This window comes from Actinomadura sp. RB99, from assembly GCF_014706005.1.
Taxonomy (GTDB): Bacteria; Actinomycetota; Actinomycetes; order Streptosporangiales; family Streptosporangiaceae; genus Spirillospora.
This window is the reverse complement of sequence record NZ_JABMCA010000200.1, coordinates 1-669: the sequence shown is the minus strand read 5'-3', so window position 1 is coordinate 669 and position 669 is coordinate 1. Positions and strand designations below refer to the sequence as shown.

The window sequence follows — 669 nt, the reverse complement described above, 5'->3', positions numbered from 1 at the left end:
CCCGAGGCCGCGGCGGTGGAGCGGGCGCGGCCGGCGGGTTTCCCCCCAACCGGCACCGGCCGCGCCCGCGGCTCATTACTGGTCCGCGCCGGTCGAGCGGCTCGCTCGCGTCGTCGTGACCATGACGGACAGGCTGACAGCAGCAACGCCCCGTAATGTTTCAGATTGAAACACCGGGGCGTTGCGTGGTTGGCGCAGTCCTGCTACGCGCGTATGCGGCGGTCGAGCCCGCGCAGCGGCTCAGGCAGTGTGCGGCGGACATCGACGAGGTGCGCGACGACGACATGGGCGCTCGGGTGCGACCGGGTGAGCTGCGGCGCGGTGCGGTCGGCGCTCACGAGCCGTTCGAGCGCGCGGTCGTAGGCGCCGGCCTCGGTCAGCGCGCGGGACATGTCGATCGCGTGATGCGCGACGCGCTCCTCGGTGAGGCCGCCGAGCGTGCGCTCGCCGATCTCCGCGTCGCGCCGGATCGCCTCGTCTACATCCCCCAGCTCGACCGCGACGGCCGCCCCGTGGACGGCCGCGTTCGCCGCGTTCGTCTGCTGCCCGTGGATCTCCGGGACCGTGCCCGCCGAGCGGATCCGCTCGGTCGCCGCGCCGTGGTAGTCCCACGCCGCCGAGCTGGCGCCGCCGAGCCGGGCCGCGAGGATCGCCGCGCGCAACTCCAGC

General features: G+C 74.6%; 1 pseudogene. It reads right to left on the bottom strand.

Annotation, left to right across the window (positions count from 1 at the left end):
- Positions 1-203: 203 nt before the first annotated feature.
- Positions 204-669, bottom strand: a pseudogene (locus tag amrb99_RS49555) (XRE family transcriptional regulator); the annotation flags it as partial.